Source organism: Nocardia sp. NPDC051321, assembly GCF_044455225.1.
GTDB lineage: Bacteria > Actinomycetota > Actinomycetes > Mycobacteriales > Mycobacteriaceae > Nocardia.
In genome coordinates, this window is record NZ_JBITEM010000012.1 from 324,495 (window position 1) to 342,844 (window position 18,350).

The following is an 18,350-nucleotide window of genomic DNA, read 5'->3' on the forward strand; positions in this document are numbered from 1 at the left end:
CACGAGGGCTAGCGAGGTGCGGGCATGACCGAGCCTGTCGCACGTCGTCCCAGGCGGACCGCGTCCCGCGCCGCGGGCGCGCCGCCGCCTGTTCCGGCCGAGCAGCCCGCGCCCGTCGAGCAACCGAAAGCCGCGCCGCAGCCCGAGGTTACGGTGCAGGCGGAGGTTGCCGTCGTGCGGTCCGAAGTGACCGTGCAATCCGAGCCCGCGGCGGCGAAGACTTCGCAGCCGAGAAAGGCGACCGCGGCGAAGAAGTCCGCGCCTGCGAAGAAGTCGGGTCCGCGGGCCGAGGCGCCGCAAAACGGCCAGCAGGCGAGGAAATCCGGCCGTGGCCGTCCGCAGTCCGGCCGTGGCCGCGCCGATCAGTCCGCGCCGCAACAGGATTCGCGTCCCGCATCGCTCGCGCACGAGCGGTTGGGCGCCCCGCCGAAGCTCGCCAAGAACGGCCTGCGCATCTTCGCGCTCGGCGGCATCGGCGAAATCGGCCGCAACATGACCGTTTTCGAGTACGGCGGCAAGCTGCTCATCGTCGACTGCGGCGTGCTGTTCCCCGAGGACCAGCAGCCCGGCGTCGACCTGATCCTGCCCGACTTCCGGCCCATCGAGCATCGGATCAACGATGTCGTCGCCGTCGTGCTCACGCACGGCCACGAGGACCACATCGGCGCGGTGCCGTTCCTGCTGCGGCTGCGCGGCGACATTCCGGTGGTCGGCTCGAAGTTCACCCTCGCGCTGGTCGCGGCGAAGTGCCGGGAGCACCGCCAGCAGCCGAAGCTGATCGAGGTCATCGAGGGCCAGCACACCGAGCACGGCCCGTTCGACTGCGAATACTTCGCCGTCAACCACTCCATCCCGGACGCGCTAGCCGTCGCCATCCGCACCCCCGCGGGCGTCGTGCTGCACACCGGCGACATCAAGCTCGACCAGCTGCCGCTGGACGGCCGCCTCACCGACCTTGCCGGCTTCTCCCGGCTCGGCGACGAGGGCGTCGACCTGTTCCTGGTGGACTCCACCAATGCCGAGGTGCCCGGCTTCGTCACGCCGGAACGCGAGATCGGCGGCGTGCTCGATACGGTGATCGGCAAGGCGCGCAACCGGGTGATCGTCGCCTCGTTCGCCAGCCACGTGCATCGCATCCAGCAGGTCGTCGACGTCGCCCAAAAGTACAACAGGCGAATCTGTTTCGTCGGCCGCTCGATGGTCCGCAACATGCAGATCGCGCAGGACCTCGGCTATCTGACGGTGCCGGAGAGCGTGGTCGTCGACCTCGACCAGGCCGCGACGCTGCCCGGCGATCGACTGGTGCTGATCTCGACCGGTTCCCAGGGCGAGCCGCTCTCGGCGCTGTCCAGGATGGCCCGCGGCGATCATCGCCAGATCAATATCCGCGAGGACGACCTCGTGGTGCTGGCCTCCTCGCTCATCCCTGGCAACGAGAACTCGGTTTTCGCGGTGGTGAACGGCCTGGCCAGGCTCGGCGCCACGGTGATCACCCAGCAGAACGCCAAGGTGCACGTCTCCGGGCACGCGTCCGCCGGTGAGCTGCTGTACCTGTACAACGCGGTGCGGCCCACCAATGCCATGCCGGTGCACGGCGAATGGCGGCACCTGCGCGCCAACGCCGCGCTCGCCATCGCGACCGGCGTGCCGGAGGACCGAGTCATGCTCGCCGAGGACGGCGTCGTGGTCGACCTGGTCGACGGCATCGCCTCGATCGTGGGCCGGGTGCCGGTGGGGCACGTGTATGTCGACGGCCTCTCGGTCGGCGACGTCGGCGAATCGACGCTGTCGGACCGGCTGGTGCTCGGCGAGGGTGGTTTCATCTCGATCACCGTCGCGATCGACGAGACCACCGGCAAGGCCGTGAGCGCGCCCGAGGTCAACGGGCGCGGCTTCTCCGACGACCCGACGGCGCTCACCGTCGCGGCCGAGCTGGTCGACGCGGAATTGCAGCGGCTGGCCACCGAGGGTGTCACCGACATCCACCGGATCGCGCAGAGCGTGCGGCGCGTCGTCGGCCGCTGGGTTGCCGACACCTACCGTCGGCGCCCGATGATCGTGCCGACGGTGATCGGCGTCTGATCGACGGATACTGAAAAGCGCCGGAAGCCAATGGCTTCCGGCGCTTTTCGGTTGTCCTAGCTCATTCCTCGCAGGCCGCGGAGGCGATCTTCGCGCTCTTGACGATGTTGCACGCGAAGGTGTGGTCGACCTTCCATTCGCCGCCCTCGGAGACGAAGGAGACGAACGCGTCGTCGACCGGGCTGCCGTTGATGGTGACCTTCGCGTCGGCCTTCAGCTTGCCGTCGCTCGGGTCGTTCACCTTGGTGATCTCGACCTTGACGCCCTGCTTCTTGGCGGCGTCGACGAGGTTGGCGACCAGGTAGGGATCCTGCTCCGCGGCTTGGATCCAGCTGATCTTTTCCTTGTTCGGCACGTTCGGATCGAACGCCTTGGTCAGGCGGTCGTTCAGCTGCTGGGTCGAAGGCTTGGCCAGCACCGGCGAGGACGGAGTGGTCGGCGCGGAGCCGGTTTCCTTGTCGCCCTTGTCACTTCCGCCCTGGAGCTCGCCGGGTTTGGTGTCGGCATTGGCGGTGGTGCTCGGCGACGCGGTCTCCTTGTCGCCCGAGGCACAGGCGGTGAGCGTGCACGCGGCGGCGGTCAGCACGACGGCCACGGCGGTCCGGAAAGTGCGGTGTTTCACGATGTTTCCCCTGAATCGATTCGTGGACGTCAGCCGTGGTTGGACGTGCAGTTCCAGTGCACGATGTAGGCGTCGGAGGAATTGCTGGCCCGCGCCTTGCTCTGCGCGCCGCTACGCGAGGCGGCGTAGCCCCAGCTGTAGGCGCCGGTCCGGCTGGAATAGGCTACCGCCCCACAGCCATTGGCGAACCAGACCACCGTCTCGCAGTCGTCGGCACCGCAGCTGCGGATCGCGCGCGCCTGCGCCGCCCCCGAATCGGGGTAGTCGTAGGAGTAGCCGATCAGTCCGGTAGAGGTGGACAACGCGATCGCGCCGTAGTTGTACGCCTTGGCTTGAGCGGCAGGCGCGCTGATAGCCAGCGCGCAACTGGCGGCCGCGACAACGGCTGCACCAGTAACAAACTTCTTCACAGGGAATTTGCCCTTCTTGTCATTAGGTCCACGACCCGATGGACCGAGTGACAAAGTACATAGCGAACACTCATTGCGCTACCCAAGAATTCGGGGCCTCGGGCGGCGATGGCGCCTGTATTACGGTGCGGTGGTCGGTATGTTCAGGGGGTGAGCATCGCGCAGCGGGAACGTCAGAAGCTCGTCGAGACCATGACGGCGGTCGGGCCGGACGCGCCGACGCTCTGTGGCACCTGGACGGTGCGAGACCTCGCCGCGCACTTGGTGGTTCGGGAGCGGCGGCTCGATGCCGCGCCGGGCATCATGTTGAAGCCGTTCGCGGGTTATCTCGAAGGCGTGCAGGCGAAAGTGGCCGGCCAGCCGTTCCCCGAGCTGCTGGAACTGGTGCGGACCGGGCCGCCGTGGTGGTCACCGCTGCGACCGGTCGACGCGCTCGCGAATCTGACCGAGATGTTCGTCCACCACGAGGACGTGCGCCGCGGGGGCCCCGGCTGGGAGCCGCGTGCGCTGTCGCAGCAGGACGAGGACAAATACTGGTCGCTGGTCAGCCGGATGGCCCGGCGGTCCTACCGTAAATCGCCGGTTCAGGTGGTGCTGGAGACGCTGGACGAAAGGCGGGCGGTCGTTCGGTCGAAGTCGGGCGAGGAGGTCGTGTTGACCGGCGCCCCGTCGGAGCTGCTGCTGCACTCGTTCGGCCGCGATGAGGTTCGCATCGAGACCACCGGCACTCCGGAAGCCGTCAAAGCCGTTTTGGCGCTGGATCGCTCCGTCTGAGCTGATCAGAGCTGAGGTGCAAGGCGAATCATTACGATTGCCTCGCAAAACGTAAGGACTGATTTCGTAAGAACATGGGTAACTCGCCGGGTACCGGGTAACTTGCCTTCTTGATCACACTCGGCCGCCGACGACACTGTTTCCGCACCTGAGTCTGGCCTGAATTCCCGGAGTGGCGGAACAGCACCAGTGTTGCGGATGGTCTGGGAGGGGCGTTTGCGGCTAGCCTGGGTCCATGGCAGGTAAGTCCCGCAGCACCACGACTACTCGGGCGCGGGCGGGATCGGCGCGGGGGAGGACCACGGCGGCTCGGTCCCGCGCGGCCACGCCCCGCACCACGGCGACCCCGCGTGGGCGTCGCCCGCCCGCTCGCAGGCCGGTTCAACGCAAGTCGAACACCGCGCCGCTCGCGGTGCTGACCCGCGGCATCAGCGGCGGCTGGAACATGCTCGCGCGCGGCCTAGGCGCCACCACCCGGACCCTGAGCAAGGCGGGCGAGATCGAGCACGGCCATCGCCGGGATGGCATCGCGCTGGCGCTGATCGCGTTGAGCGCGGTGATCGCGGCGGCGGTGTGGTTGTCGGCGGGCGGTCCGGTGGGGCACTGGGTGGGCGAAGCCATTCGTGCGGTGGCCGGTTCGGCGTCGGCCGGGCTGCCGTTCGTGGCCACCGCGATCGCGGTCATTCTCATGCGGACCGAGGCGCATCCGGAGATCCGGCCGCGGCTGGTGCTCGGCGGCCTGCTGGTCGGGCTGCCGATTCTCGGACTGTGGCACGTCATCGCCGGGGCGCCGACCGATCCGCACGGGCGTTCGCGCGCCGCGGGTTTCGTCGGCTTCGTGGTCGGTGGGCCGCTCACCAATGGCCTCACCGCCTGGCTCTCGGTGCCAATTCTGTTGCTGGCCATCGTCTTCGGTGTGCTGTTGCTGACCGGAACCACGGTGCGCGAGGTGCCTGCCAGGCTGCGCGAGTACTTCGGCACCGGCAGCGGTGGCGACGAATACGGTGAGTACGACGGCGAATTCGGGTACGACCCGGCCAAATACGACGCCGACGGGTTCCCGCTGCATTCCGCCAAGGCCAAGCGCCGCGGCCGCACCCCGGTGGAGAACTACCCGGCCGACGAATTCGGCGATCCCGACGCGGTGACCGAGGTGATCGGCGAGCCGCCGTTGCAGGACGCCAAGCCGATCGCGACGGAAGAGCCTGCCGCCAAGCCGAAACCGAAGAAGCAGCGCCCGGTCGTGAAGGTCGAGGACCAGACCCCGCCGCCGCCGAAGCAGCTCGAATTCGTCGCGGACCGGGAGGTCGAGGGCGACTACATCCTGCCGCCGATGTCGCTGCTGACCGACGGCGATCCGCCCAAGAAGCGCAGTGCCGCCAATGAATCGATGATCGAGGCGATCACCGAGGTGCTGGTGCAGTTCAAGATCGACGCCGCCGTCACCGGTTTCGTGCGCGGTCCAACGGTCACCCGCTACGAGGTGGAGCTCGGACCCGGCGTGAAGGTCGAGAAGATCACCGCGCTGGCCCGCAATATCGCGTATGCCGTTGCCACCGAGAATGTCCGCCTGCTCGCCCCGATCCCCGGCAAGTCCGCCGTCGGCATCGAGGTGCCCAACTCCGACCGTGAGCTGGTCCGGCTCGCCGACGTGCTCAAAGCGCCGTCGACCCGAAATGACCATCATCCGTTGGTGATCGGGCTCGGCAAGAACATCGAGGGCGATTACCTCGCCGCGAACCTGGCCAAGATGCCGCACCTGCTCGTCGCCGGTTCCACCGGCTCGGGTAAGTCGAGTTTCGTGAACTCGATGCTGGTCTCGCTGCTGCACCGGGCCACACCGGACGAGGTCAGGATGATCCTGATCGACCCCAAGATGGTGGAACTCACCCCGTACGAGGGCATTCCGCATCTGATCACGCCCATCATCACCCAGCCGAAGAAGGCGGCCGCCGCGCTGACCTGGCTGGTGGAGGAGATGGAGCAGCGCTATCAGGACATGCAGGCCAACAAGGTTCGCCACATCGACGACTTCAACAAGAAGGTCAAGTCCGGCGCGATCACCGCGCCGCTTGGCAGCGAGCGGGTGTACCGGCCCTACCCGTACATCCTCGCCATCGTCGACGAGCTCGCCGACCTGATGATGACCGCGCCCCGCGACGTCGAGGACGCGATCGTGCGGATCACCCAAAAGGCCCGCGCCGCAGGCATTCACCTGGTGCTGGCCACCCAGCGCCCGTCGGTCGACGTGGTCACCGGTCTGATCAAGACCAACGTGCCGTCCCGATTGGCCTTCGCCACGTCGTCATTGACCGACTCGCGCGTCATCCTGGACCAGCCCGGCGCCGAGAAGCTGATCGGCATGGGCGATGGCCTCTTCCTGCCGATGGGCGCGAACAAGCCCACCCGCCTGCAGGGCGCGTTCATCAGCGACGAGGAAATCCACGCCGTCGTCGACTTCGCCAAGAACCAGGCCGAGCCCGAATACCAAGAGGGCGTCACCGCAGCCAAGCAGGGCGAGAAAAAAGACGTCGACCCCGACATCGGCGACGACCTCGACGTCTTCATCCAAGCCGTCGAACTCGTCGTCACCTCCCAATTCGGCTCCACCTCGATGCTGCAACGCAAACTCCGCGTCGGCTTCGCCAAAGCGGGCCGCCTGATGGACCTGATGGAAACCCGCGGCGTCGTCGGCCCCAGCGAGGGCTCCAAGGCCCGCGACGTCCTCATCAAGCCCGACGAGCTGGATGGTTTGCTGTGGACCATCCGCGGCGGTGGTGACGAGCCACCTCCGGAGGAGTCCGACTAGGAATCAGCCAGCGTGGCGACGAGCACAAGCGGTTCGGCATCGATGCGGCGGGCCAGGAAGGCGGACACTTCGGCGCTTGCGGGATCGAGCCAGTGCGCGTCTTCGGCGACGACCAGCAGCGGCCGATCGGCGGCCGCGTCGGCCAGCACGGTCAGGGCGGCGAGCTACCAGTCGGGTCCGGCCGGTACCACCGTCACCGTCACGACGCTGAATTCGAAGCTGTTCGGCGCGGGCGGCGGCTGGGTGTTCCGCGCCACACCCGAGCCGAGCGGCAGCCGGGTGGAGGTCGAGCTGACACGGACCCCGCAGGCGTTCAAAGGCAAGCTCTTGGCGTTGTTGCTGCCGCTGGTCGGGCCGTCCTCGCTGCGTAAGTCGTTCGCGGGCCCGCTGCAGGCCGTGTGATGTCCCCGCACTCGCTACTGCGTGTCTTTCGGCGGAGCGACCGAGCCGACGTGGCGCTGGCTTCAGGAGGCCCTGTCGCACTGTGGATCTGGTTTGAAATCGCGGTGCTGCACGGGTGGGCGCCCGCCGTCCGGGACCTGCTCGGTTAGCCATTGGCGGTCCGCAAGGTTGCTGTGCCCGAAAGGATTTGAACCTTCGACCGCCTGCTTCGTAGGCACTGTCTGCGCTGAGCTACCGGAGACGCTCTCTGCCCCAATGATCTTCGAACCCTGTCGGCGGCTTCAGCCTGCGCACGGTAATGGGACTCGACTGATCAATACATCAGGCATAACGAGCTCGAGTGCTATCCGGCGGTCGTGCTTCGCTTGAGGCCGTGGTTGACCAGAATGCCTTGCTACCGAGTTGGTTTCACCGATGCACGACGCTCGGCTGATTTCCTATCGCGTCTGATCGCGTAATTTTCAGGGTGGCCCGATAAGGCACGGAGCCCCGATTTCTGCCGGTTGCGCAGCGTACGAGCCGCTGCAAGGCTGGACCGCGGGGCTCGGGACGGCCTCGAACCCCATGGTTCGAGGTTCTTATGAATTCACCACCGAGATCGATGATCAGTCAAGACTGACGACACTCTCGGCGGGGCAGGGGGGAAGAGTGTCCAACGCAATAAATAGCATGGTCAGCTGGGGGTTTCTCGGTGCGGGCGGAATCGCCCGGACCGCACTGGCACCTGCGGTACACGACGAGCCGACCGCGCGGCTGCACGCGGTCGCCTCCCGTGATCACCGTCGAGCCGAACTACTGGATCCCCACCGCATCCATCGGGACTACGCGACTCTCGTCGAGGATCCCGATGTCGACATCGTCTATGTGGCGCTGCATAACAGCGGTCACCTCACCTGGACGCTGCGCGCACTGAACGCGGGCAAGCATGTGGTGTGCGAGAAGCCACTCGGTCTACACGCCGACGAGGTCGAGCAGATGATCACGACGGCGCGTGCCGCGAATCGCCTGCTGGTCGAGGCGTCTTGGAATCGCTGGCATCCACGCACCCGCTCGTTGGAACGAGCCATCGGAAGCGGCGAATTGGGTGAAATCCGTTCTGCGTCGGCCTCGTTCCTCGGCGTAGTGCCACCGGTCGGGGGTTACCGGGACGATCCCACAATGGGCGGCGGAGCGCTGTATGACGTGGGTTGTTACGCCGTTGCCGCCGTGCTGCTGGCTTTCAGTTGGCGGCAACCGATTTCGCTCACGGCGCACAGTCAATTGACGCCGCGTGGCACCGACGTGCTCACCATCGCCGAGTTGGCCTTTCCCAGCGGTACCGCGACGGTGCGAGCCGGCCTTACCGGCGAGTTGACCGAACACTTCGTGGTCCACGGTGCGGTCGGCAGAGTCGAGCTGCAACAGCCCGCTTTCACCGCAGGCGCCTCGCCGTGCAGCTTGATGACACCTGGGGGTCGTGTCGAATTCCCTGCGATCAATCCGTATCTGTTGATGGTCGAACAGGTTTCGGCCGCGGTACGAGGCGAGGACGCCTACCTCGTCACCCTGGACGAGTCACTGGCCGTGGCCAGGACGCTGGACCGGATACGGGCCGTAGCCACCACGTAACACCCTCTCGCGCCGACAAATGCGGCCGTCAGACATTTCTGGAGAAATCATGCATGCCTACACCATGATGGCACCTGGTGTCATCGAACCTGCCGAGCTGCCCATACCGAACTGTGGCCCCGACGAGGTCCTGCTCCGCACCGAAGCGGTCACCATCTGCTCGACCGATGTGTCCTACTATCGCGCGCATCTGAGCCCGCCCGCGTGGCCGATCGTGCCCGGCCACGAATACGTCGGTCGCGCAGTACATGTCGGCAACCGTGTGCGTCGCGTCGAGATCGGCGACCGGCTCGTCTATTGGGGTCAGTCCGACTTCGGCGGTCTTGCCGAGTACCGTACGATCCGGCCGCTACTGCCCAACCAGGGCGGTGAAACCTCCTGGTACACCGAGCGCAACTTCTACGACGCCGACCAGGCTGCCGCGGTGGTCGTCCCTGATCGCTTGCCCTCTAGAATCGCGACCCTTATCGAGCCACTGACCTCAGTCCTGCGCTGCCTGCTGGTCAACCCGCCCAAGCCCGGCGATGTCTGCGTGGTCCTCGGCTGCGGCCCCAGCGCGCTGCTGGCCGTGCAGGTGCTGCATCGGCTGCTTGGCGCGGGCCGAATCATCGTGCTGGACAAGGATCCCCGACGAATCAGCATGGCCGAACGGATGGGTGCCGAACTCGGCTTCAACGTTGTCTGTCAATCCGGTGAGCTCGCCGATTTCGTCCGCCGGCACCACGACCACTACGCCGACTACGTCCTCGATGCGCTCCCACATGTCGCGGCTGTCGGGCCCGTAGAAGATGTACGGCAACTAGCCATGGGATTGCTCCGCCCCGGCGGCACGTATGTCCTCTATGGGGCGACGGCGGTTCCGCAGCCGATCAGCACTTGGCTATTGCTCGCCAAAGGATTACGGATGCAGGCGACACCGTTCGATGTGCGGTTGTTCCCCATGAGCCGCTCGGCGCATGTCGCACGGATCGCACTGGCCTTGGTCAACGACGGGGTCGTCGACGTCGATTCGCTGATCACCCGGACCGTGCTGTCTACCGATGTCGCCGATGTCGACGACGCGTTCGCGAACTACGGCGCAGCCGGAGGCTTGAAGACCTCGGTCCTGTTCGACCATCGCTTGATGGCCAAGGAACTGCGGCTGGCGGACGCGCTATCGACATCAACCGACAAGGCTTCATAGGCTGACATGAGCACATTCACCACAGACATCGCCGAGTCGGCCCGGTCGGCCGCCATATCCGTGCTGGCGGGCAACCGCAGGCAGGGGCGCTCGTCGGAGCTGGCGCTCGACTACGACTACACCTGCCCGTCCCCGGAAAGCTATCCGTTCCAATGGAACTGGGACAGTTGCTTTCATGCGATCGCACTGACCCAGGTGGATACGGAGCGGGCACGAAGCGAGATCACATCGTTGCTGCGTGGCGCCGATCGTGGCGGGTTTCTGCCACACATGCTGTTGTGGCAGGACGATTTGCGGGAGCGGGCCGTCGCTGACTTCCGGATCGCGCTGTGGGGCAGGTGGCGGACACCGACGATAGCCCCGCCCGTATTGGCCCGGGCGGTACACCGGGTCCACGCCGCGGGCGCGAGCGAGCGAGGTAACGAGCGGTGGCTGGCCTCGGTGCTCCCCGCGGTCGTAGCGCTGTTCGACTGGCTGGCCGAGCGACGAGCCGGTCCCGACGGGCTGCTCGTGATCTTTCAGCCCGACGAGTCCGGCCTCGACAGCAGCCCTAAATACGATGGTGCACTAGGACTTTCGACGACGTCATCGCGGGCCGGCCAGGACTGGCACCAGGCCATGCGCGAGCTGATCAGCGGCTATCCGGCGGTACGTACGCCCGATCAGAACCTGATCGGGCACCGTCGGTTCGCGTGGATCGATGTACTGGTCAACACTATCTATGCCGACGGATTGCGCTGCTTGGCCCAGCTCGCCGGTGACCATGGGCAGCGGTTCAGGCGGCGCGCCGACCAGGTGCTGCGTTCACTATTGCACACCTGCTGGGATGAGCGGCGCGGCGTCTTCTGGGACATCGATGCTCTCACGGGCGATCCGGCGAAGGTGCTCACGGCGTCAAGCCTTTTCCCGTTGGTGCTGCCCGACCTGCCCGGCCCGGTCGCCACCAGGCTGGTGGCACATCTGCTGGACGAGAACGAATTCTGGCTACCCCACCCCGTGCCAAGTGTCGCGGCCAGCGAGCCGTCCTTCGACGCGGATTTCGCCACCGGCGCGATCTTCCGTGGTTCGAGTTGGGTCAATCTGAACTGGTACCTGCACCGAGGCTTGCGCGTGCACGGCAGGAACGACATCGCTGCCGAACTGGCATCGCGGACGGCGAGAATGGCCGCGCAATCCGGAATGCGCGAGTGCTACGGCCCGCTGACGGCAACCGGACACGGAGCTCAGATGTTCGGCTGGAGCTCGCTGGTACACGACATGCTCGCGGCATGACGGCATTTCACCGTGACCGTGGCACGGTGCTCGGCTACGCCGCGCTCGGCACCTTCGCCTACTGCCTCTATGCCCTCGGACCACTGCTCGCGCTGCTGCGGACCGAGCTCGGATTTTCCTTCGCCATGGTCAGCCTGCACACAACGGCATGGGCGGCAGGCACTGTGGTGACCGGGCTCATCTACCACCGGCTGGCCGCGCATGTGGGCCGCCATCAACTCTTCTGGCTGTCGTCGGTGGGCGCCGCCGTTGGTGCGCTGATGTTCGTGGCTGGGCACACGGTCGCGGTGACCGTGTCTGCCGCGGTGGTACTCGGGACGGCAGGTGCACTGGTGCAGACAACTACCTTCGCGATGCTGTCCGACCAGCATGGCATCCACCGAGACCGGGCACTGGTCGAAGCCAACACCATCGCCAGTGCCGCGGCGGTGCTGGCGCCGCTGGCATTGGGCTGGCTGGCGCACGGGCCGCTGGGCTGGCGGGCGGCAATGTTGTTGCCGGTGCTGGCATTCGGGGCGCTGCGAATGCTGTTCGGCAGCCAGCGGTTGGCGGCGCGCGCCGACACGAAGCAAGCCACCGGCATCGCGGCAAAACTGCCACGACTGTGCGTGCTGCGCTGCATTCTGGTCAGTGTCGTTGTGGGAGTGGAGTTTTGTGTCGTTTTCTACGGTGCCCAACTGTTGCCCGTCACTACCGGGATAAGCACGGTCGAGGCGGCCACCGCGATGGCGCTGTTCTACGTGGGGGAACTGATCGGCCGGGTGGCCGGTAGCGGACTCACTCGTCGGTCGGGCCGGGAATGGTGGCTGCTCGTCGGCTCACTGGCGCTCACCGGCCTTGGCGTGCTCGGCATTTGGCTTGCCAGCACACCATGGTTCGCGCTGGTTTCGCTGTCGGCGGCCGGCCTCGGGCTGGCCAACTTGTTTCCGCTGTCGCTGGCACTCGCGGTCGCGGCCGCAGAAGGCCAGACCGATCGCGCGGCCGCACGCAGCCAACTACTGGTCGGTTTGGCGATCGGGTCGGCTCCGCTCGGTCTCGGTGCACTCGCCGATCAGTGGGGTGTGTGGCGCGGTTTCTCGGTCACTGTGCTCATGGTCTGCGTGGCCGCTGTACTGCTCGCCGGCAGCCGGCGACCCAAACCGAGCGGGCACACCATTGCCCGTTGACGTCCAGTCGGCATCAGGCGCGGCCCGGTGTGACCAAGCCGGATTCATAGGCGGTGACGACGGCTTGGGCGCGGCTGGACAGGCCTAGCTTATTCATGACACGGTAGAGATGAGTCTTGACGGTGCCGCTGCTCAGGAACAGCCGGGCGGCGATTTCGGTGTTCGTTATCCCGGTACCGACCAATCTGAGCACTTCTATCTCGCGGGCGGTCAGTATGTCGAGGTCCGGGTGTGGTTTGTCGTGCGAGGTGGTGCTGCCCGCGAATTCCTCGATCAAGCGGCGAGTCACGGTCGGCGCGATGAGGATGTCACCGGTGGCGGCGGCGTGGATGGCGGCCAGGACTTGTTCGGGCGAGGCATCTTTGAGTAAGAACCCGGACGCTCCGATTCGCAACGCGGTGTAAACGTATTCATCGAGGTCGTAGGTGGTCAAGATGAGCACCCGTGGCGGTGGGTTCCCGGTCGCGAGTATCCGTTCCGTGGCGGTGATCCCGTCTGTGCCGGGCATCCGGATATCCATCAGAATCACATCCGGCCGGTGGGTCGCGGCCAGGGCGACCGCCTCGTCACCCGTGGCGGCCTCGCCGACCACGTCGAGCTCGGGGCTGGTGCGAATCAACGCGGCGAGCCCACCTCGGACTAGTGGCTGGTCGTCAACAACCAGAACGTTGATCATCCGGCTGTCCGTCGCCCGCGCGCGGAATGCCCTGTGCGGGACGCGGCTCATCAGGCACTGTCTCCGCAGTCATCGGCAGGGTCAGCATGACACGAAATCCCTTCTGCGCCAGAGCACCTGCCGTTAGCGTACCGCCATAGAGCTTCGCTCGTTCCCGCATCCCGATCAACCCATGTCCTTCGGCCGTCGCGGTCCTGGTACGCACGGGGCCCATGCCGTCGTCGATCACCTGGACCGCGGTTTCGGACTCGCCGTAGTCCACGATCACGGTGGCACGGGCATCGCCCGCATGTTTGAGCACGTTGGTAAGCGACTCCTGAACGATTCGATAGATACACAGCTCGGCGCCCGGCGGTAGCCGACACGCTTTCCCGGTGACCGCCAGGGTGCTCGGGACGCCGGCCGCGGAGACTCGCTCGACGAGCTCATGGAGTTGATCGAGACCGCCGTCGAGCAGCTGCGCGTCCGGTGAATGCTCGGGATCGAGGCGGAGCAGGGTCAGCAACCGCCGCATGTCTTCCAGCGCCCTGCCGCTGGCATCGCCGATGGCCCGGACCGCCGTATAGGCGGTGTCGGGATCGCTGCGAAAGACATAGCGGGCCAGCCCTGCCTGGATCGATATCGCCGACATGTGGTGAGCCACAACGTCATGCAGCTCGCGCGCCAAGCGGACGCGCTCCTCGACGACCGCGCGGCGGGCCCGCGCGGTCCGATCCCGGTCCAGTCGTTCGGTTAGCGCCGCAAGCTCCGCATTGCGGGCTGCGAGCACTCGCGTGAGGTTGCCCAGCGTCCATGCGGTCAAGCTGAACTGCGGTGCCAGTATCAGAATCATCCACAGCGCCGCCCCGCCGGTGATCAGCGCGGCGAAGACCTGAATGATCGAGTGCAGCACGGCCGCTGGGACAGATCTACTCGGCGGGTACCGTCCAGCGACCGTGTACAGCGCCAGGAGCGACCCGATGCCGTTCAACGCTTCCCAATAGCCTGCCGCCGCGAACGCGGCCAAGCCGGCACAACACACCGTGAACGTCGCTAACGGAGCCCGATTCCGTAGCACCACAGGAAAATTCGAGGCGACAATCAGCACAATGCCCAGCAGATCGAGCTGCTTGGGTCCGGTAGCGTAGTTGGTATGGGCTGCTAGCATCACGGCCGCAGTGAAAACCAATGGCCCGCCGATGTCGCAGATCGGCGGCAGCGCCGCAGCGAGCCGCCGTCTCGATACTGCCACCGACCACACCTACTCACCATATTCCGGCATGGGCCGACTAGTCATCGGCCGAAGGTGCGCGTCCGACTACCACCACGGTTGACCCAGCGGCATTGCTATTGAACCGGTTTCACCGGAAGGCGCACCTGCCGGGAGTTGACGGAGCGGAGTCACCCACCCGCCCCGGTGTGCTCACCGAGACCGATAGTCGCAGTTCAGGATTCGCCTGATCGGGTCCCTGCCACACGTCGATCAGCGCGGCGGCGCCGGACGGCGGCCAACCAATTCTCGTATCGCGGCCAGCCGAAGCCGGTTGCGGCATATTGGGCGGCCGTCGTTACCGGCCGCCGCACCGATGGCTACTTCGCCAAGTTCTGTTCTGCCGCTGTGGGTTCGAGGACCTCGCTGAGCGGGAATGATGGTCGTAGCGCTGCCACCACAAGTTCTGTGCACGAAGAGCTCTTGAAACTCTCCCATCTTGGGGGCCGACACCGCAGGACGCGAAGGTCAGCGCTCGCGCTATCGATGGTGCGTCCACAGAACGCGCATTCAAAGGACTTCATCGCCTGATCATCCGGCGCGACGCGTGGTGTGGCGGTCGAGGAAGGGGCCATGAGCGCGGCAACCCGGCCGGGGGACTGGGCGTGGGGATAGTGACCCTCCTCGTCCACCAGAGCGACCTGTCCGAGTCCGGGGCGAGGGCGGCGACGATCCTGTTGCCCTCTGCTGCGGGCTCGGGGTAGTCCTGGCCAGGGTCTTGCCGCTCCTCGAAGAGGCGTACGCGGTGGGGTATTTCGGGCGATTGCGTGGCATGGCCGTGGTGTTGGCCGCACTCGAAGAGGTTGAGATCGATGTTGTCTGTTCCCTCGGCGAGATTCGAACTCGCACCTCCCGGAATCTAGGTCCGGTGCCTCTACCGATTGGGCTACGAGGGATCGGGTTTCGTATCCGTGGGTGGAGTCGAACCACCGGCCTGCACCTTCGGGGGGTGCCGCTCTTCCACTGAGCTACACGGATATGAAACACGGGTGGCAGCAGGAGGATTCGAACCTCCGGTGGTGAATACACCTGATTTACAGTCAGGCCCCTTCGGCCTCTCGGGCATACTGCCGTGTTCGTCGCTATGAAGTTGTGCGGCACGGACGGCGGGACTCGAACCCACAACCGGCGGCTTTGGAGGTCGCTGCTCTTCCAGTTGAGCTACGTCCGTATACACGAAAAAGAGGTCACCCCTTGGCTTTTGCCACGGAGTGACCCCTTGCTCGGGTCTATGAAAGACACGGGTCAGGGGCCGCTCCGGACGGTCAGCCGTCGATAGGCGACCGTCGATAGCACGGCGTCGGCGTACGACTGCCAGGCACCGCTGTGCGACCACTGTCGCCGCTGGGTCCCGGTCATCGTCTTCGCCTTCCTGAGTGGTGTGCTTTCTGTGGTACCGACGTTAACATCCGAATTTCGGGATGGGAACCAATTTTCGGGTCAGAAGGTTCGGTTGCCTTCCCGCGCGATCTTGAATCCGGCGCCGGTGCTGTCGTTCGTGCAGGTCACCCCCTTCTCGGCGGAGTCACAGGTGAACGGTCCGACGGTGAGCACCCCGCCGTACGGCAACACCCGACCGCCGCCGCGACTACCGCCGTCGATCGGCGCGCCGACGAACACACCCTGGTTCAAGCATCGTGCCCCCGAGTGTGCGCCGACGGTAAGCGCACTCGCCTGCGGATTCTTGCTCCAGCAGTCCTTGAACTCCGCGGGCGCGGGCGCGGTGGGTCCCTGACAGCCGACCTGAGCGTTGTCATCGATCGGCTGATCCAGGATCGCGCACAGGAAGGACCCGCTCGGCGACTGGAAGTAATACCCCATCTGCTGCCGGTACTGGGCCGGATCGACCGGGCCGGACGCCGGCGGCCGCGTCGCGGTGGGCGCGGACGAGGACGTCGTCGGAGTCGGTGCGGCGGTTGAGCTCGCCGGGACAGAACCGGGCACCGAAGTCCTGGACGTCGGTGTGGCCGAACCCTTGTCGTCATTGCCACACCCGGCCAGCAACGCCAGCGCGAGGGCGCACGGCAGCATGGCGATACGAGCTCCTCGGATTTTCATGACGGCATTCTGTCGTGCGACAGCAAGCTTTCGGTTAGGCGCGCCGTTGCCGGTGTCGTCGCACACGTGCCGTCATCACCCCAGGTCGCGACCCCGCACGAGCGGGATCAGTGCTTGCGCGCCTGCAAGGTGTAGCTGAGCGGCAACCGCTCAGGATGCTCGCTGAGGTGCCACTCGCCGCCGTCCCCGAGCGTCATCAATCCGGGCAACGCGTTCCACGGCACGCTCCGATGCTCGGTCAGCCCGGTGATCGACAGGCCCGCGTTCAGCAGCGCGGTCACCAGGTCGCCGAATCCGTGATTCCATTCGTGCGTCGTGGTCTGCACGAACTCGGCGTCGGTGTCGACGTAGGTACCGCCGTCGGAAAACACCATCGGCTCCGGCATTTCGAAGTACGGGTAGCCGAGAACCAGTCGGTCCGTGTGATTTTCGTCGGTCGCCCACAGCATCGGATGACCCTCCCGAATGAACAGCCGTCCGCCGGGGCGCAGCAGGCCTGCGACGGTCCGTGCCCAACGGTCGGCGCTCGGAAGCCAGCACAGCGCACCGATTCCGGTGTACACCAGGTCGAATTGCGCACCGCCGAGCGCGGATACCGCGTCATAGACGTCCGACTCGACGAAATCGACGCGCGTATCGGTCTTTTCGGCCAGTGATCGGGCCTGCGCCAATGCTGCGGGCGAGAAGTCGAGCCCGGTCATGGTGGCGCCGAGCCGGGCCAGCGAGAGCGTGTCGGTGCCGATGTGGCATTGCAGGTGCACCCCGCGTAGCCCGCTGATGTCACCGAGCAGCGGCCGATCGAACCGCACCACCTCGCTGAGAAAGTCCGGTTCCGCGAGGAATCGGTGTACCGCGTAATCGCGCGATGCGGCGTGCACGGGTGCGCGCTCGTCCCAGTTGGCCTTGTTGAGGTGGAGGTAGTCGTCGGTCACGGTGGTCACTCTGGCATGGACGCCGCCGCGAGCGCATGTGAAATTATGGTCAGCAACCACTCCGCTAGCCGACAAGAACGGACAAATCGGGCATGATGAACGCCATGACCTTCGTTATCGATCGACGCACCGCATGCAGGTAACCGCTGTCGAGTGGGTGATCACCATCGCGGTGATCCTCGGCTTGTTCGTCTTCGACTTCTTCGCCCACGTGCGCACCCCGCACGAGCCAACCTTCCGGGAATCCGGCTTCTGGTCCGCCGTCTACATCGGAATCGCCCTGGCCTTCGGCGGTTTCGTCGCCTGGCGGTGGGGTTCGACCTTCGCGGGGGAGTACTACGCCGGCTTCGTCACCGAGAAGGCGCTCTCGGTGGATAACCTGTTCATCTTCCTCATCATCATGTCCACCTTCGCGGTGCCAAGGATGTACCAGCAGAAGGCGCTGCTGATCGGCATCGTGATCGCGCTGGTGATGCGCGGCGTGTTCATCGCCGTCGGCGCGGCCGCGATCAGCGCGTTCAGCTGGGTGTTCTATCTCTTCGGCCTGTTCCTGGTCTACACCGCGATCAAGCTGATCAGCGAAAGCGGGCACGAACCCGAGCATGAGGAAAAGCGCGACAGCCGGATCGTCGCGCTGGCCAAACGGGTACTGCCGACCACCGACAGCTACGACGGCGACAAGCTGATCACCCGCGTCGACGGACGTCGCACGGTGACCCCGCTGCTGCTCGCGTTGCTGGCGATCGGCTTCGCCGACCTGCTGTTCGCCCTGGACTCGATCCCGGCGATCTACGGTCTGACGAGCGAGCCATACCTGGTATTCACCGCAAACGCGTTCGCGCTCATGGGTTTACGGCAGTTGTACTTTCTGATCGGTGGACTCCTCGATCGTCTGGTCTACCTGTCCTACGGTCTGTCGGCGATCCTCGCGTTCATCGGCGTGAAGCTGGTGCTGCACGCGCTGCACGAGAACACCCTGCCGTTCATCAATGGCGGCGAGCAGGTCAGCGTGCCGGAAATCTCCACCGGGGTCTCGCTGGGGGTGATCCTCGGCATCTTGCTCATCGCGACGGTCGCCAGCCTGCTGCGCACCCGCTCGGACTGAGC

General features: G+C 65.9%; 15 protein-coding genes and 4 tRNA genes. 9 read left to right on the forward strand and 10 right to left on the reverse strand.

Annotated features, from left to right (window positions below; all coding sequences use genetic code 11):
• Nucleotides 1–24: 24 nt before the first annotated feature.
• Nucleotides 25–2,082, forward strand: coding sequence for a ribonuclease J (locus tag ACIA8C_RS29385; RefSeq protein ID WP_397140199.1), 2,058 nt, complete (start codon nucleotides 25–27; stop codon nucleotides 2,080–2,082).
• Between the two features lie 61 nt (nucleotides 2,083–2,143).
• Here ACIA8C_RS29385 and ACIA8C_RS29390 read toward each other — a convergent pair whose 3' ends face one another.
• Nucleotides 2,144–2,704: a hypothetical protein gene (locus tag ACIA8C_RS29390; protein WP_397140201.1), complete on the reverse strand. Its 561-nt coding sequence runs from the start codon at nucleotides 2,702–2,704 to the stop codon at nucleotides 2,144–2,146.
• Nucleotides 2,705–2,733: 29 nt separating this feature from the next.
• A complete protein-coding gene (locus ACIA8C_RS29395; RefSeq protein WP_397140203.1) occupies nucleotides 2,734–3,114 on the reverse strand; it encodes a DUF4189 domain-containing protein in 381 nt (126 codons plus the stop codon).
• A gap of 150 nt (nucleotides 3,115–3,264) precedes the next feature.
• Between ACIA8C_RS29395 and ACIA8C_RS29400 the strand changes: the two genes are divergently transcribed.
• The 7 genes from ACIA8C_RS29400 to ACIA8C_RS29430 all read left to right on the forward strand — a co-directional run bounded on the left by ACIA8C_RS29400 (nucleotide 3,265) and on the right by ACIA8C_RS29430 (nucleotide 12,328).
• Nucleotides 3,265–3,888: a TIGR03085 family metal-binding protein gene (locus ACIA8C_RS29400; RefSeq protein ID WP_397140205.1), complete on the forward strand. Its 624-nt coding sequence runs from the start codon at nucleotides 3,265–3,267 to the stop codon at nucleotides 3,886–3,888.
• A 235-nt stretch (nucleotides 3,889–4,123) separates the two neighbouring features.
• Entirely contained in the window at nucleotides 4,124–6,697 is a 2,574-nt protein-coding gene (locus ACIA8C_RS29405) for a DNA translocase FtsK (protein ID WP_397140207.1), read from the forward strand.
• 12 nt (nucleotides 6,698–6,709) lie between these two features.
• Entirely contained in the window at nucleotides 6,710–7,099 is a 390-nt protein-coding gene (locus ACIA8C_RS29410) for a hypothetical protein (protein WP_397140209.1), read from the forward strand.
• Nucleotides 7,100–7,768: 669 nt separating this feature from the next.
• On the forward strand, nucleotides 7,769–8,707 hold the full coding sequence (locus ACIA8C_RS29415) for a Gfo/Idh/MocA family protein (RefSeq protein ID WP_397140211.1): 939 nt from the start codon (nucleotides 7,769–7,771) through the stop codon (nucleotides 8,705–8,707).
• Between the two features lie 49 nt (nucleotides 8,708–8,756).
• A complete protein-coding gene (locus ACIA8C_RS29420; protein ID WP_397140213.1) occupies nucleotides 8,757–9,890 on the forward strand; it encodes a zinc-binding dehydrogenase in 1,134 nt (377 codons plus the stop codon).
• 6 nt (nucleotides 9,891–9,896) lie between these two features.
• The gene (locus tag ACIA8C_RS29425; protein WP_397140215.1) at nucleotides 9,897–11,162 is read left to right on the forward strand and encodes an amylo-alpha-1,6-glucosidase; all 1,266 of its coding nucleotides are present in this window, start codon (nucleotides 9,897–9,899) and stop codon (nucleotides 11,160–11,162) included.
• Nucleotides 11,159–12,328, forward strand: a complete 1,170-nt coding sequence (locus tag ACIA8C_RS29430; RefSeq protein ID WP_397140217.1) for an MFS transporter — start codon at nucleotides 11,159–11,161, stop codon at nucleotides 12,326–12,328. Before ACIA8C_RS29425 ends, ACIA8C_RS29430 begins: the two co-directional genes overlap by 4 nt.
• Before the next feature lie 13 nt (nucleotides 12,329–12,341).
• On the opposite strand, the gene ACIA8C_RS29435 is transcribed toward ACIA8C_RS29430, so the two are convergent.
• The 8 genes from ACIA8C_RS29435 to ACIA8C_RS29470 all read right to left on the reverse strand — a co-directional run bounded on the left by ACIA8C_RS29435 (nucleotide 12,342) and on the right by ACIA8C_RS29470 (nucleotide 17,243).
• A complete protein-coding gene (locus tag ACIA8C_RS29435) occupies nucleotides 12,342–13,004 on the reverse strand; it encodes a response regulator (RefSeq protein WP_397140219.1) in 663 nt (220 codons plus the stop codon).
• A complete protein-coding gene (locus ACIA8C_RS29440) occupies nucleotides 12,982–14,235 on the reverse strand; it encodes a sensor histidine kinase (RefSeq protein ID WP_397140221.1) in 1,254 nt (417 codons plus the stop codon). Before ACIA8C_RS29440 ends, ACIA8C_RS29435 begins: the two co-directional genes overlap by 23 nt.
• A gap of 840 nt (nucleotides 14,236–15,075) precedes the next feature.
• A tRNA-Leu gene (locus ACIA8C_RS29445) sits at nucleotides 15,076–15,149 on the reverse strand.
• 10 nt (nucleotides 15,150–15,159) lie between these two features.
• Nucleotides 15,160–15,231, reverse strand: a tRNA-Arg gene (locus tag ACIA8C_RS29450).
• 12 nt (nucleotides 15,232–15,243) lie between these two features.
• Nucleotides 15,244–15,325, reverse strand: a tRNA-Tyr gene (locus tag ACIA8C_RS29455).
• A 26-nt stretch (nucleotides 15,326–15,351) separates the two neighbouring features.
• Nucleotides 15,352–15,424: transfer RNA gene (locus ACIA8C_RS29460), tRNA-Trp, on the reverse strand.
• Between the two features lie 269 nt (nucleotides 15,425–15,693).
• The gene (locus ACIA8C_RS29465) at nucleotides 15,694–16,311 is read right to left on the reverse strand and encodes a hypothetical protein (protein ID WP_397140223.1); all 618 of its coding nucleotides are present in this window, start codon (nucleotides 16,309–16,311) and stop codon (nucleotides 15,694–15,696) included.
• Between the two features lie 107 nt (nucleotides 16,312–16,418).
• A complete protein-coding gene (locus ACIA8C_RS29470; RefSeq protein ID WP_397140225.1) occupies nucleotides 16,419–17,243 on the reverse strand; it encodes a class I SAM-dependent methyltransferase in 825 nt (274 codons plus the stop codon).
• A gap of 133 nt (nucleotides 17,244–17,376) precedes the next feature.
• Here ACIA8C_RS29470 and ACIA8C_RS29475 point away from each other — a divergent pair, with 133 nt between their 5' ends.
• A complete protein-coding gene (locus ACIA8C_RS29475; protein WP_397140227.1) occupies nucleotides 17,377–18,348 on the forward strand; it encodes a TerC family protein in 972 nt (323 codons plus the stop codon).
• Nucleotides 18,349–18,350: the final 2 nt, after the last annotated feature.

Bases quoted from the DNA above. Each gene is read 5' to 3' on its own strand.
- ACIA8C_RS29385 (WP_397140199.1), top strand. From the start codon at position 25: ATGACCGAGCCTGTCGCACGTCGTCCCAGGCGGACCGCGTCCCGCGCC.
- ACIA8C_RS29405 (WP_397140207.1), top strand. From the start codon at position 4,124: ATGGCAGGTAAGTCCCGCAGCACCACGACTACTCGGGCGCGGGCGGGA.
- ACIA8C_RS29415 (WP_397140211.1), top strand. From the start codon at position 7,769: ATGGTCAGCTGGGGGTTTCTCGGTGCGGGCGGAATCGCCCGGACCGCA.
- ACIA8C_RS29420 (WP_397140213.1), top strand. From the start codon at position 8,757: ATGCATGCCTACACCATGATGGCACCTGGTGTCATCGAACCTGCCGAG.
- ACIA8C_RS29425 (WP_397140215.1), top strand. From the start codon at position 9,897: ATGAGCACATTCACCACAGACATCGCCGAGTCGGCCCGGTCGGCCGCC.
- ACIA8C_RS29430 (WP_397140217.1), top strand. From the start codon at position 11,159: ATGACGGCATTTCACCGTGACCGTGGCACGGTGCTCGGCTACGCCGCG.
- ACIA8C_RS29435 (WP_397140219.1), bottom strand. From the start codon at position 13,004: ATGATCAACGTTCTGGTTGTTGACGACCAGCCACTAGTCCGAGGTGGG.
- ACIA8C_RS29465 (WP_397140223.1), bottom strand. From the start codon at position 16,311: ATGAAAATCCGAGGAGCTCGTATCGCCATGCTGCCGTGCGCCCTCGCG.
- ACIA8C_RS29475 (WP_397140227.1), top strand. From the start codon at position 17,377: ATGCAGGTAACCGCTGTCGAGTGGGTGATCACCATCGCGGTGATCCTC.